General features: G+C 54.7%; 11 protein-coding genes. 9 read left to right on the top strand and 2 right to left on the bottom strand.

Translation table 11 applies throughout. The features are described from left to right. From tssI to KW848_RS32685, 8 genes are all read left to right on the top strand, one after another. Positions 1 to 1825: type VI secretion system tip protein TssI/VgrG (gene tssI, locus KW848_RS30790; protein WP_218539096.1), on the top strand; the 1825-nt coding region annotated here is incomplete at its 5' end. Then, the gene (locus KW848_RS30785) at positions 1822 to 2673 is read left to right on the top strand and encodes a DUF4123 domain-containing protein (protein ID WP_218539095.1); all 852 of its coding nucleotides are present in this window, start codon (positions 1822 to 1824) and stop codon (positions 2671 to 2673) included. The genes tssI and KW848_RS30785, both read left to right, overlap by 4 nt. Further along, entirely contained in the window at positions 2670 to 5942 is a 3273-nt protein-coding gene (locus tag KW848_RS30780; RefSeq protein WP_218539094.1) for a toxin VasX, read from the top strand. The genes KW848_RS30785 and KW848_RS30780 overlap by 4 nt, the downstream gene beginning before the upstream one ends. Beyond that, a complete protein-coding gene (locus KW848_RS30775; protein ID WP_218539093.1) occupies positions 5939 to 6841 on the top strand; it encodes a hypothetical protein in 903 nt (300 codons plus the stop codon). The genes KW848_RS30780 and KW848_RS30775 overlap by 4 nt, the downstream gene beginning before the upstream one ends. A gap of 712 nt (positions 6842 to 7553) precedes the next feature. Next, positions 7554 to 7970 carry a hypothetical protein gene (locus KW848_RS30770; RefSeq protein ID WP_218539092.1) on the top strand — a complete coding sequence of 139 codons (417 nt, stop codon included), beginning with the start codon at positions 7554 to 7556 and terminating at the stop codon, positions 7968 to 7970. A gap of 123 nt (positions 7971 to 8093) precedes the next feature. Then, positions 8094 to 8732: a hypothetical protein gene (locus tag KW848_RS30765; RefSeq protein ID WP_218539091.1), complete on the top strand. Its 639-nt coding sequence runs from the start codon at positions 8094 to 8096 to the stop codon at positions 8730 to 8732. After that, positions 8729 to 9745 (top strand): tetratricopeptide repeat protein, encoded by a 1017-nt coding sequence (locus tag KW848_RS30760; RefSeq protein WP_218539090.1) that lies wholly within the window; start codon positions 8729 to 8731, stop codon positions 9743 to 9745. Before KW848_RS30765 ends, KW848_RS30760 begins: the two co-directional genes overlap by 4 nt. 362 nt (positions 9746 to 10107) lie before the next feature. After that, positions 10108 to 10350 (top strand): YceK/YidQ family lipoprotein, encoded by a 243-nt coding sequence (locus KW848_RS32685; protein ID WP_375154757.1) that lies wholly within the window; start codon positions 10108 to 10110, stop codon positions 10348 to 10350. 369 nt (positions 10351 to 10719) lie between these two features. On the opposite strand, the gene KW848_RS30750 is transcribed toward KW848_RS32685, so the two are convergent. Next, a complete protein-coding gene (locus tag KW848_RS30750) occupies positions 10720 to 11538 on the bottom strand; it encodes a hypothetical protein (RefSeq protein ID WP_256365337.1) in 819 nt (272 codons plus the stop codon). Between the two features lie 50 nt (positions 11539 to 11588). Continuing rightward, complete coding sequence (locus KW848_RS30745; protein ID WP_218539088.1) at positions 11589 to 11948, bottom strand: hypothetical protein; 360 nt, start codon at positions 11946 to 11948, stop codon at positions 11589 to 11591. A gap of 133 nt (positions 11949 to 12081) precedes the next feature. On the opposite strand from KW848_RS30745, the gene KW848_RS30740 reads away from it, so the two are divergent. After that, positions 12082 to 12278 (top strand): helix-turn-helix domain-containing protein (locus KW848_RS30740; RefSeq protein WP_218539087.1); only part of this gene is annotated, 197 nt, incomplete at its 3' end.

Below are 12278 nucleotides of genomic sequence, written 5' to 3'. Positions count from 1 at the left end.
AGCGGGTAAGCGCCTGACCCGTTATCACCTGACCTTGGTGCCTGCTCTGCACTATTTGCAATTCAGCGACCACCAGCGGATCTTCCAGCACCTGACGGTGCCGCACATCATCGCTCAGGTGCTTAACGGCTGCGGTATTCAGGCCGATGCCTATACCTTTCAGGTCAGCACCAGTCCCGAGCGCGAATATTGCACGCAATACGAGGAATCGGATTTCCAACTGATCCAACGATTGTGCAGTGAGGAGGGGATTGCCTGGCACCACCAACACAGCCCGGACGGTCATCAGTTGGTGTTCACCAACGATCAGACCTACTTCCCCACGCTGGAGGCCACGCCCTATCAACAGGGCAGTGGTATGACCGCGGATTATCCAGTCGTCAGTCAGTTCTCCCAGCGGTTCAGCACGCGGACCAGCACGGTGACGCGGCGGGGTTATGACTTCAACCGCCCCAGCCTGCTGCTGGAAAGTCAGTTCACCGCCGCGGGCCCTGCGCTGGAGGACTACCGCTACCCGGCGCCGATCCAAAATGAAAAGCACGGCAAACAGCTCGCCCGACAGGCCCTGGAGCGGCACCGTGCGGATTACCAGTTGGCCGAGGGGCAAAGCGACCAACCGACCCTGCGCAGCGGCCACTTCTTCACCCTGACTGAACACCCGCGTCAGGCGTGCAACGCCTTGTGGCTGCTGCGAAGCGTTCATCACCACGGGAAACAACCTCAAGCGCTGGAAGAGTCGGTCACCAGCGAGGTGAAACCCGAAGATGGCTTCACCCAAGGTTACCGCAACAGCTTCACCGCGATTCCCTGGGACGTGTTCTACCGCCCACCGCTGCTCACCCGTGAAAAGGAATTGGTGAGCCAGACCGCCCGTGTCACCGGGCCTGCCGGCGAGGAAATCTTTTGTGATGAGTACGGTCGGGTCAAGGTCGAGTTCCATTGGGACCGCGCCGAACTGGGCAGCGACAAGAGCAGTTGCTGGCTACGGGTGTCCTCCAGCTGGGCCGGGGACAGCTTTGGTGCGGTAACCATTCCGCGCATCGGCATGGAAGTGGTGGTGACCTACCTGGAAGGTAATCCCGATAATCCGTTGATTACGGGCTGTGTGCCTAACAAGGTCATGCCTGTACCGTACCCCTTGCCCGCGAATAAAACCAAAACGGTCCTGCGTAGCCACAGCTCACCCGCCAGCGGCGGCTACAACGAACTGTCGATTGAAGACCGTACGGGGCAAGAAAAAATCTACCTGCGGGCGCAGCGTGACCTCGAACAGGTGATCCTCAACGACAGCGACACCCGGATCGGTCACGACCGTCGCGAGCAGATTATCGGCGACAGTCACAGCCTGATCAGTCATGACCGTTTTGAGCAGGTGGACCACCACAGCTCCAGCTTGATCAAGGGTGATGAGCTGCACACCACCCAAGGGCTGCGTAACACCGTGATCGGCGGCAATGAGCTGATCAGCATTACCGGCGACAGCAGCACCACGACGGGTGGCTCGCTGGTGATTCAGGCGGGCACACAGGCTCACGTCACTGCCACCAATGTGGTGATCGAAGCGGACGTCAGCCTGACGCTCGAGGCCGGTGGTCAGTACATCGTCATCACTTCGGGCGGTATTTTCAGCAGCGTGCCCATTGTTCAAGGCGGCGCGCCGGTCTCGGGGGAAGCTGCGCAGCAGGCCCTTTCGGTCATACCGATGGTCGCCGAGGGGATGGTTACACCGTCACTGGCTGCACAAAAACCAGCGTTATTACAAGCCGCTCAGCAAGCCGCGCCTATCTGTGCAGTGTGTCAAAAACTATCGGAGTTGAACACATGAATCAGGCTTACCTGCTGCTGGACGGTGCCCTGATCGATAATCTGCCGAATCGCCTGTTTGAGCTGGGGTGCGGCACGGCGTTTCAATTGCTGTATCAACAGACGGCGTACAGCTCTCTGGTAGAGGTTAGCCCGGTGTTGGTGCCGGTATTTCCGAACAGCCCGCTGGCCCACACCTTTACCCGTGAATGGAGTGCGACGGCGGGTATCTGGCTGGAGTCCGAGGCGGATGAGGCATCGGTATTGCAACACCTGCGCAGCTTGATTCACGCCCGAGTCGAAGGCGAGGTCATGGTGTTTTTTCGATACTACGACCCACGTATCACAGGGCTGTGGCTGACAAACCTGGAGCCCCAGACACGTAATCGGATGATGGGGCCAATCCGACGTATCTTACTGCCGGAATCGGTTCACCCCTTTAGCGCCCTCTATCAGGAAAATCCTGAGCAACCGACCGCGCAATACGCGGATAAACCCTGGTTATTCCTTACCTCGGACCAACTGGATCACTTGAGCGAAGCCAAGCGCCAGCGTCTTGCCTGGCAGTTGATCGAGTATTGCCAGCACCACTTCCCTCAGCGCCTGCAAGGATTGGATGGCGCCGGGCAACAGCAGTGGGCGGCGAGTTGTCAGCGTAGCGCTGACCGACACGGCTACAGTGCCGTCGATGAGGTCATGCGCTGGGTCAACCTTTATGCCGTGCTGGGTGATGACTTTCCCGATGCCCCCGACCAGGCCAGTTATCGACAGCTTCTCGGCGAAAAAGGGGTTTTACCTGAGCAGCGTCTGAATAACCTGAGTGCCGAACTACAGCGCCACCAGCTCGCCCAAAAGGAACTCTTTGCATGAGTGCAGATAAACTGGAGATGGTTGATCGACTGGCTCAGGCTGACCGCGCCGCCAAGGCAATGCCGCACGTCGATATCAACAGCCCGATGACGCCTTGTCCTGCCAGCCAACCTGAAGTGTTCGTGGTGCCGGTTCGGTATGCACTGGCGGAAGAAAAAGCCCCACATCCCTGCTGCGTACCCGGCGTGACCAGCCGAAGCCATCCCATGGCGGCCCGCCGCCTGCGAGCAGGTTTTTTATACCTGTGGCAGGACCAGGGTCCTCTTAAGCGCTATGCCGTCGCGCCGAATGGCTTGCTGAGTGAGCAAGCGTTGGAGGCCGATCCCACAGTCGTACTGAGCGGTACCCTGGCGGGACTGCCCCTGAAAAAAATCCACAACGCCTGGATGCTCTTCAGCGAATTCCCCCTGAACCCGGAACACTGTCAGTCGCTGAGCGAGAGCAGTGCCAAGCGCAGTGCACACATGCGCCAGATGGCCTTGCGCACGGTGGCCAACGAGTTGCAAGCGCCTCATTGCCCGCCGCTGGCCAAAGCCGATCAGGTCATGGCTGAACTTATCCCGGCCATCTACGCCCGGTCGATGAAGGCAGATCAAAAACACGGTGGTGAAGATACGGCCGCGCTGGGAGCAGCGGCGATAAAAGACCCGACAACAAGCAATATCAACGCATACACGGGCGCGAGGCACCGCATACGTGAACGGGAGAAGGTCATCGCCCAATACCCCGAAGCCAGCGACGAGCCTCCGGGCGAGTGGAGTGCCGAACGGTGGGAGGGTCAGAGCACTCAGGATTGGCTGGAAACCGCCCAGGAACAGGCACGGGGGTTGTTCCCGGTCTTCGCTTGCCTGGACGATGATCTCGGTGTGCTACGTGATATCAACCATGAGCAGGAATGGGTGGAAGCGCGCCACGAACAGTGGGTCGGTGATAACAACCTGCGCCTAAGCATCGGTGGGTTTATTCGCAGTCTGGTCAGCGAAGATGGGGCCGAGTTGGCTGGCACCTTCAACTACCGTTACAAGGAGCGTGACATCCACCTGACGCCCGATCAGGGTCGGGTGATGCTCAATGCCCAGCATCAGCTGGGCGATGAGCTCAAGGCGGAAACTCAGGCCCGTCGTTACGGTGGCGCGCCTGGCCCGGCTGAAGCCCGTGACCGCGATGCGCGGATCGCGGCCATCGTCTCACCGGTGAGGGCCTTTATTCCGGCTGATTTGTACAACGAGGCAGAGTTCGTGGTACGTGAGTACCGTGCTGAAAAGCAGGCCAACCTCGACAACGATTTTCTCAGTGCCAAGGTTAGTAAATACATCGATATGGAGGCGATGAACGCTTGGCTCGATACGACCGCACCCACGCATTTCCAGCAAACCGAACAACGCCACCATGCGCTGTTTACTGACCGAGGTGTATACCTCAAGCGTTCCACCAACGGTACCTGGTTTGTCGATTACTACGACCCGGACACTCGGCATTGGTTGACCGAACTGGCCTCCGGTTGTTTGACCGCCCAATGCATTCGTGCCCAGGGTGCCGAGCAATACGCCGACTACGTGCGGGCAGCCGATGGCGGCGCACTGACACAACTGTTCCGTGCCTGGACCCCCTCACTCGATGCGGAGATTAACGACACCTCTCGCCTGGGCGAGCTGATGGCGGCACTGGCCTCCGAGAATATCGCGGCCACCCATCAGGCATTGGCGCCATTGACTAGGCCGATTCTGGATGCAATCGCGGCTATGGCCCGAGACGCCCATAGCCCATGGAGCGTACTGGTCAACCGTCTGGCGGCATCATTGCTGTTGCTCAAAGGAGATAAAACCTTCAGCAGTGCCTGGCTTGGCGTTTTCGTCGCCGCTCGCTTAGGCAGCGAAGCTCGTTTGCAGTTGGTGACCGAGGGTGGCCGGCAGATTTGGACGTTGTTGGGGCAAAAAGCCGAAGGGCTAACCCAATGGGCCCGCACCACAGGGGAAGCCATTGGCGCCGGACGTGTGACAGGCATCGCGAACTCCGCCTTTGTGACCAATAGCGGTGGGGTCGTGCCATTGGCAGCCTTGCTGCTGAACACACTCAACGCGAGTAATTATCTGAGTCAGGCCGGGACAGTAGAGGGGATGGACAACCAGCGTGTTAACGACACAGTTTCCGCTGTGTTGTATGCCGCCGCCGCGCTGACGGCGGTGATTGATAGTCAGGTGCGGGAAGGGCTTGGGATTAAAGAAATTGGCAAAGGGCAAGCAATGGCCCCAACCCTCACTCTGTTTGGTGGGGTGATTGGTGGATTGTCATTTAGCGCGGCCCTAAACGAATACAAGTCACTGCAACTACAACTGGAAAGCAGCCAGACGCATATCGATCCGTGGCTGGAGATGCGCCAGGCTGTGGTTGGTGGACAAATAGCGGCTTATGGTAGTCAGGCTCTGTTGGGGGCTACCTACACGATGAGAACCTTAGCTGGACTGGTGGAAGTCGAAACAGCCATCATGCGCTACTCGCTATGCATGGGCCCTCTTAATTGGGTTATCGCCGTGCTGGGTGTGCTCTACCTGGTCACCTGGTTCTTTCAGCAAACCCCACTGCAAAACTTCCTTAATGGTTGCTGCTGGTCAAAAGCCCGAGCGGGCAATCTGGAGCCTATCGCGGCCAAGGCCCAACAAGACGAACTGAACCAACTGTACGGCATCCTGTATACCCCACGCGTGAGCATGGAGAGCAGCTCGGTAATGGGCAGTTCAAGTGGTCCCTCCGGGCTGACTTCCGTAAGCGCCATCAATAGCTTGACGATTGACTTGCCTGGGGCCGAACCGGGCAGCGCCTACCTGGAACTGAGCCTGATCGGCGATCCAGTCGATACGCAGCGCTCCCGCGACTTAATCAAAAACAGCCCGATCAACAACTACAAACCGCCTCGCCCTTGGCGGGATATGGCACCTCACTGGCTGCCCGGCAGTACCTGTTGCTGGATACCCGCTAACGAAGGCCAAGGTTTACGCCTGAGCGGACCCTTCAGCTCAGTACAAGGTGTCCTTAGCACCCTACCCAGCACGATTTCCCTGCGTTTGCGGTATCGCACGCCATTGACCGCGCTGCTGGGCGCCCGCAACTTTATAGGCGGTGAACGGGGCGTTGCCTTTACCCTGAGTGACAACGGAGGCGTGATTGCCCTGCAGGGCGACCCAACACGGGAACTGGATCGTGTGCCAAGCTACCCGCTCGACAGTGAGCGTTCAGGCTCTACTTACCTGCAACCTAAGGACAGCGCATGAGTACGCCACCGGCAGGCACCACGAAAAAACGGCTGTTTTCGCGCAATGACTACTTGGCGCCGTTGCCCATCCCTACCGGTGAAAAACCCTCGGATGTGCTCAACACCATCTGGCGTAAGAACGAGGTGTTCCTCGACATTGGTAACTACAGTATCGGCTCGGCGGTGATGGTGCTGTGGCCGATGGTAATGCTGTTTTTATTAATGAGTTACATCACTCCTGACCCACTAATGTGGGGCGGAGCGTTAATCATCATTGGCATTCCTACGTTGTTTTTAATTCAGGGCCTATTTCGTGAGGTGCCCTTGCCGGTGCGTTTTAATCGGCAACGCCGCGAGGTGTGTGTGCCACGAGAGGATGGCGAGTACTGGATTGTCCCCTGGGAAAGCGTGACGGCGGCAGCCACTCAACAGTCGTCAGTGAGCCAGGCCGGTAAAGCCACCATGGGCTTATTGATCATTGGCTTTGAGAATCCTGACCCGCAGGCCAAGGAGGATAACAAGCATTTTTCGTTCGGCTTTAACTGTGGCGGCGGCACCACGGCCATGGCGTTGTGGGAGTGCACGCGCAGCTACATGGAAATCGGGCCGGAGGCTGTACCCAATAGCCGAGTAGGTATTACCCCCTACGAAAAAACGCAAATCGGTTCGATTATCACCGACTTGTGTAAGGGGGACCTTCTAAATGTTTTATGGGGAATATTCTGCATTACGATTCTGGGGACATATTTCGCGGAAAAATTGCAGAATTTAAAGCTGTCGCATCCGCCAGACCTGCCCTATCCCGACATCATCGAATGGTCCAAGCCGCTACCACCCGAGCAATGGGCCAAGCGATCCCCGGAGTTGGAAGTAGCCATCCTCAAACGCGAGGCCGAATTAGCCGCGCAAGTGGCATGAGTTTCAGGTTGATCTTGAGTCAGTCTGTTGCTCGACCTCCAATCATTTATCGGCGGCGAATAGCGAGGCGCAAAAGTTCACAGCTATCGATGTGCGACTTGATCTAAATACTAAAAAGAATATTGATATAAAAAACCACTACACCGAATCACGGTGCTGGCTGCTTCAGCAAAAAGCGATCAACCGCTTGCTGGACTGGATTGTCACTAACGCACAGACAGAAGGGCAGTTTTTCCTCAGCTAGAGCCCGGTTTGAAGAAGCCTGCAGTTTGGGACCCGGTCAGATACGGCCGGAAAATCCTACTGTGAGAGCAGACTAAGATTGGACAATTTCATGGTCGAGGGGCTTGGGCGGTTATTTGATCGTACTGCCGACCAGGCGCGTGCCCAATACAAAACCAACCTCGCGCTACTCGGCGGTGAAAGGATAAGTATTGTGCCCGTCGAGGGTCCACGGAAGGCATTACGTGCCGGGTAGCATCGAAAAATACACAGGATCAAGGTAATGAAAGCTTCGGCGAAGCCCAGTTTGGTTGACTACTGCTAAATAAAACTGTGTCTGGCGCTGATGTCTCCAGCTTAATTATTGATTGGTTTGCGGAGCACCGTAGTGTGCGTATTTATGTGCATAAAAAATTGTCTTGTCTGACATACCTGTTCAACCATCGGTTCCCGGAAAATAGCCGCTCCTACCTAAATCTTAAGGATCAAAATGAGCTCATCACGTACAAATATTATCGGCTTAAAAGTTCACTGCAACGCATGTGAAAAGGAATTCCCCATTGGCAAGCAAAAGCAGACGCTATTGCACAAAAGCCAGCCCATTGTGTGCTTGGGCTGCAAGGTTGAACTGATGATGTCGGCCGCAGAAAAGGAGCGCCTCCTAGGGTTCGGCAACCCGCTCAAATACATGATGCTAGCCAGCATGATCAGTGGATTGATGGGCGTGATTTTGTTTGGAGGTTACCTTCTCGGCTACCTGAAATCCGAAGCCTTTGTGCTGGTAGCCGTGGTGGTGACGCTCGGCAGTAACCTTGTGTTGGGCCCGAAGATCAAAAATGCGTCCGCGCCTCTTATGGTCAATCTGGACCCGAAGAGCGCTACGATGACAGCGTCAGCAGCCCCTTGATACTTAGGCTTCCGTCGTGAGCTGCACAAAAACCACGGGCAGCCGCTGGACTGGGTGGACGGTAGTGCCTTGGATTTGTTGAGCAAAATGAATCTACTGGGACTGGCAGGGTTGGATCCTGTCATGCTGTACCTGATGGGCTTCGACAAAATTGCCGAACTCAGTGAGGCTCTAACCTCCGGTGGCAAAGGCGGACCCATTGCCCACACCATCATGAACTTCCGCAATCCTGCGGAGCTGGAACAGTGGACCATCGAGGCGATTCCGGAAGCCCTGGGGCCGATGTTGATGACGCTGATTAGTGAGGCGAAAGCGTTTACCGCGATTGATGTGCGTCCTGATCTAAATACTGAAAAGAACGTTGATATAAAAACCCACTACACCAAATCACAGTGCTGGATGCTTCAGCAAAAAGCGATCACCCAATTGTTGAACTGGATTGTCGCCAACGCACAGAAGAAGGGCAGTCTTGCCGCTGCCCAAATACAGTTTGAAGAAGCCTGCATGCGCATGAGCCGCTTTGGCACCAAGTCAGATACGCCCGGGCAATCCTACTGTGAGAACAGGCTAAGATTGGATAATTTTATGGCCGAGGGTGTGGGGCGGTTATTTGATCGTACTGCCGACCAGACGCGTGCCATATATAAGAACGATTCTGCACTGCTCGGTGCCGGGAGGGATAAATATTGTGAACGTCGAGGGTATTACGGAAGGGACTATGTGCCGGGTGGCACTGCAAAATACACAGGAGCAGGACAATGATACCTTCCCCAAAACCGACATTCATGTCGTTTAACGCAAGCGCATTTTTTGCCTTACTGATGAGTTTTTCGGCTCTGACATTGGCGGCGTTGACACCGCCTCAGCAAATGGCCAAAGAGCGCGGCATTATGCTGTACAACCAGTTGAAGCCCGCGGAAAAAGAGCTGCGTATCGCCGCCGAAGCCGGGGATGCCGAGGCGCAGTTTTATCTGGGTGAAGAGCTTCGTCACCAAAAAAATTACATGACATCAGAAGCTAGGCAGTTTTTTGAGGCCTCAGCGGCTCAAGGTTATGTTTATTCCATGATCAGGCTTGGCAATAATGGTTCTGGTCTATGCCAAAAGATGGGGAACTGCAAAGACGGAGTGAAAACACCGTTAGACTGGCTACGTGATGCTTGGCAGGTGTCGAAAGACAGAATTGCCAAGGGCGATGTAGAGGCCACCTACACAATGTACCTTACTACGTACAACTTGGAGGCATTAAGGCGTTCTGCCGAGGCCGGATATCCATATGCTCAGTATCTATTGGCCATAAAGTACGAAGACGGAGATGGATTTTTCTGGCTACCTTGGCAGCGCAGTCAGCAAGTGGAGCGATGGTTCAAGGCCGCGGCGGAAAATGGTATCCCACAAGCCATGGTTAAATATGCCGTGATCATTTATGAAAACCATGGTGACCTGGCTATTGCGCGGCATTGGATTGAAGAGTCGGCGAAAACGGGTTACGACAATGCTATTGGTCATCTCGGAGCTGAATATGCGCATGAGCGCAAGTATTTCGGCTTTCCCCTCGATCTGGTCAAAGGTTATGGACTTATGTCTCTCCTATTAGTACTTGACGGTGGTGGCGGCACACTGATGTACACACAAGATAGTTTAGCCAAGATGGCAGCCCAGATGACCCCTGAGCAAATCGAACAGGGCAAAGCTTTTGCTGAGGATTGGAAATCCAAAAATCCCCGGCCTATTTCTTTCTTTCCAATGACACTTGACCCCTTGGATTCGTTTTGACTGTCCGGACGAACAACGCAAAGTGCGGTTTCATTTTTGGCTTAGTAGTCAGTTCCGAACCTCAGGCGTGCTGTAGGTACTAAGGCAGGCCAGCCCAGCAGCGATTGACTATGGTCAGTGGATAATGGGGCGGGCGTGTCGTAATAGCCCTATTTCACTTGGATATTTAATCGATTGGTTAGATTTATGAATTAATCTATCCGTCGGCAACTCGCAACTCGCAACTCGCAACTCGCAACTCGCAATTTGGTGGTGATAAGTTGGCCGGAATCTTAGATGTTATGCAATTACAAGGTGCGTGCTATTTTTACGGTTCGATGAATGGTTTTGGTGATTAAGTGATAAAGAACATTTTATTAGTAATGAGTGCAGTAGTTTTGTCCGGGTGTGGCTCCTTTGGGGCGGTGCTCATTCATGGTCCTACCTGCCCTTATCAAGGCGTTCACTTGGATTTATACGCAGCAACTGACTGGACTACGATTAAATATACCTACGGCGCTATTGTGCCATTAGCCATAATCGACGTGCCTTTCTCTTTTGTATTCGATACATTTAGTCTGGGATACGCCACCGGCGGTGATCTCTGTCCACGGGACTTTAAATAAACAGTAATCGCTATAGAGGAGACTGGGCTAGCTAGAACAGGGTGAAAAATTAAGCAGTTAGTCTACGCGCTAGCAAGCGTGCTTCAGCCAAGCAACTGGCCGCCAATGGGAGCTCGGAGTGAAGAAGTTGGCTGACGACAAAGCCGCATCTGACGAGGATCTTGTCACCGGTGTCCCGCGGAAAGCGCCCATAAAGATGGCATTCTGATCGTGGATCGGAAGGAGCAGCGGTCGTTGCTACGCCCCCCCCCATCATGGACGGTGGACAAACCAAGACTGAGGCGGGTCAGCTTGCACAAGCGCTGACATGGTAGGGACGCGGGACAAGGCTAAAAAAATAAAGGCACGGTTTTCCCGTGCCTTTTATATCTAGTGAATGCCCACCGGCTTGTCATTTTTGTCGTAGCAGATCGGGTATTCGCAATACCCACCGGCATTGAGTACTTCCAGTTCGTAGACCGCTGGCAGGTATTGCTGGAGCGCTGCTTTGGCCACTTTCTTACCATTGATAGTGCAGTCATCGTCGGCCTGGGGATTGCACCACGCTTCTTTGACTTCGATATGTTTGGTGGGTTTAGTCATGGGTTTGTTTTCAACCTGAGGCGCCGTATCGACAGGCTGGCCACGCGATGCGTTGGCATCTAACTGATAGGCGGCCATCGTATCTTTTACGTTGATCTGACTGATGCCGTGATCCAGTAAGAAGTCCCGAAGCGTTGTGCGGGCTTGAGCGTACGTCACCCCTTTGCCTTTTTTATTGGGCCCGCCGTCCATGCGATAGGCAATTGGGTAACCATCCTCACTTTCATAGATGTAATAGTAAATGGACAGGCTAAAACTCAGGTCTTGGCCGTACATGCCATAGACGCCTGCACCGTTAGCTACTCGGCAGGTGCCGCGCAGGCATTTGCCGCTGAGATGATTGCTGAAGGTGACGTTGCGCTGCTGTTGTGCATTCCACTGAGTGATGTTTCGCGGGAGGGTATACCAAGTGCAGCGGTAAAACTTCGCCCCGTACTGATTCTTCGCCTCTGCACAGGGAATGGCATACGGTAGATCATTCATGGTTTGTTCATTGGGCAGCATGGGTGGATACATGGACCCATAGTCGACCTCTGCTTGCGCGTTCAATGAGAGGGCGAGCGTCAAGTAGCCTGCCATGCTGAGTAGGGCTGATTTTAAGTTCATGGTTTCAACTCGGTAATGGTTGGAGATACAACGATTGGCTGTGTCGTCTGCTATTTCTTGTAAATAACTTTCAGTTTTTTATTGACGTAGTCTTTGATGATTTCGTAGTCGGGGTTGTAAGTCGCCAGCGTGTGGCCAGCACTGACCACGGTGGCAGCGGCGGCTAGGACGACACTGGCCGGTAACGACGCCGCACCCATCAGGGCACCCAACACACCGCCTTGCGCGAGCGCGCCTTTGGCATCGACTTTTATTCGGCACGTCAGCCCGAGGTGTTCGATGTGCGTTTCGATGTATTTGATGCCTGCATTAAAATTTCCTCTTAAGCCAATCACGTCGAACGAGGACCTGCGCTCAAGTAAGTGTTCGATCTGAGTGGTATCGATGCCGGTGACAATGGGTAACGTCATTCACGCATTCCGTTCAATGAGTAGATGGTTGATTTTGTTGATGGATATCAACCTTAGAGGTTGGGTCTCATCTGTTGTAGTCCTTCATGTCAACAGGGTGGTGCCCAACCATCTAGGTTGACTTGGAGGTGGTATGCCGAACACTGAGATGAACAAACTGGCTAGACGGGTGGGACAAGCAATTGCCAAGCAACGCAGTCGCAGTGGTTTGACCCAGGAGGAAGTCGCTGAGCGGCTGGGGGTGGGCAATGAGGCGGTATCACGCATCGAGCGCGGCATCGTGATGCCCAACATTGAGCGGTTGCTAGAACTGGCCGGCATCTTTGATTG

Origin of the sequence: Pseudomonas sp. PDM25 (genome assembly GCF_019219045.1) — a bacterium.
GTDB lineage: Bacteria > Pseudomonadota > Gammaproteobacteria > Pseudomonadales > Pseudomonadaceae > Aquipseudomonas.
This window is presented reverse-complemented; position numbering and strand designations above follow the sequence as displayed.

What these genes read in the sequence shown, in the direction of transcription:
- KW848_RS30765 (WP_218539091.1), top strand. Translation starts at nt 8,094, where the DNA reads ATGCTGTACCTGATGGGCTTCGACAAAATTGCCGAACTCAGTGAGGCT.
- KW848_RS30760 (WP_218539090.1), top strand. Translation starts at nt 8,729, where the DNA reads ATGATACCTTCCCCAAAACCGACATTCATGTCGTTTAACGCAAGCGCA.
- KW848_RS30770 (WP_218539092.1), top strand. Translation starts at nt 7,554, where the DNA reads ATGAGCTCATCACGTACAAATATTATCGGCTTAAAAGTTCACTGCAAC.
- KW848_RS30780 (WP_218539094.1), top strand. Translation starts at nt 2,670, where the DNA reads ATGAGTGCAGATAAACTGGAGATGGTTGATCGACTGGCTCAGGCTGAC.
- KW848_RS30745 (WP_218539088.1), bottom strand. Translation starts at nt 11,948, where the DNA reads ATGACGTTACCCATTGTCACCGGCATCGATACCACTCAGATCGAACAC.
- KW848_RS30785 (WP_218539095.1), top strand. Translation starts at nt 1,822, where the DNA reads ATGAATCAGGCTTACCTGCTGCTGGACGGTGCCCTGATCGATAATCTG.
- KW848_RS32685 (WP_375154757.1), top strand. Translation starts at nt 10,108, where the DNA reads ATGAGTGCAGTAGTTTTGTCCGGGTGTGGCTCCTTTGGGGCGGTGCTC.
- KW848_RS30750 (WP_256365337.1), bottom strand. Translation starts at nt 11,538, where the DNA reads ATGAACTTAAAATCAGCCCTACTCAGCATGGCAGGCTACTTGACGCTC.
- KW848_RS30775 (WP_218539093.1), top strand. Translation starts at nt 5,939, where the DNA reads ATGAGTACGCCACCGGCAGGCACCACGAAAAAACGGCTGTTTTCGCGC.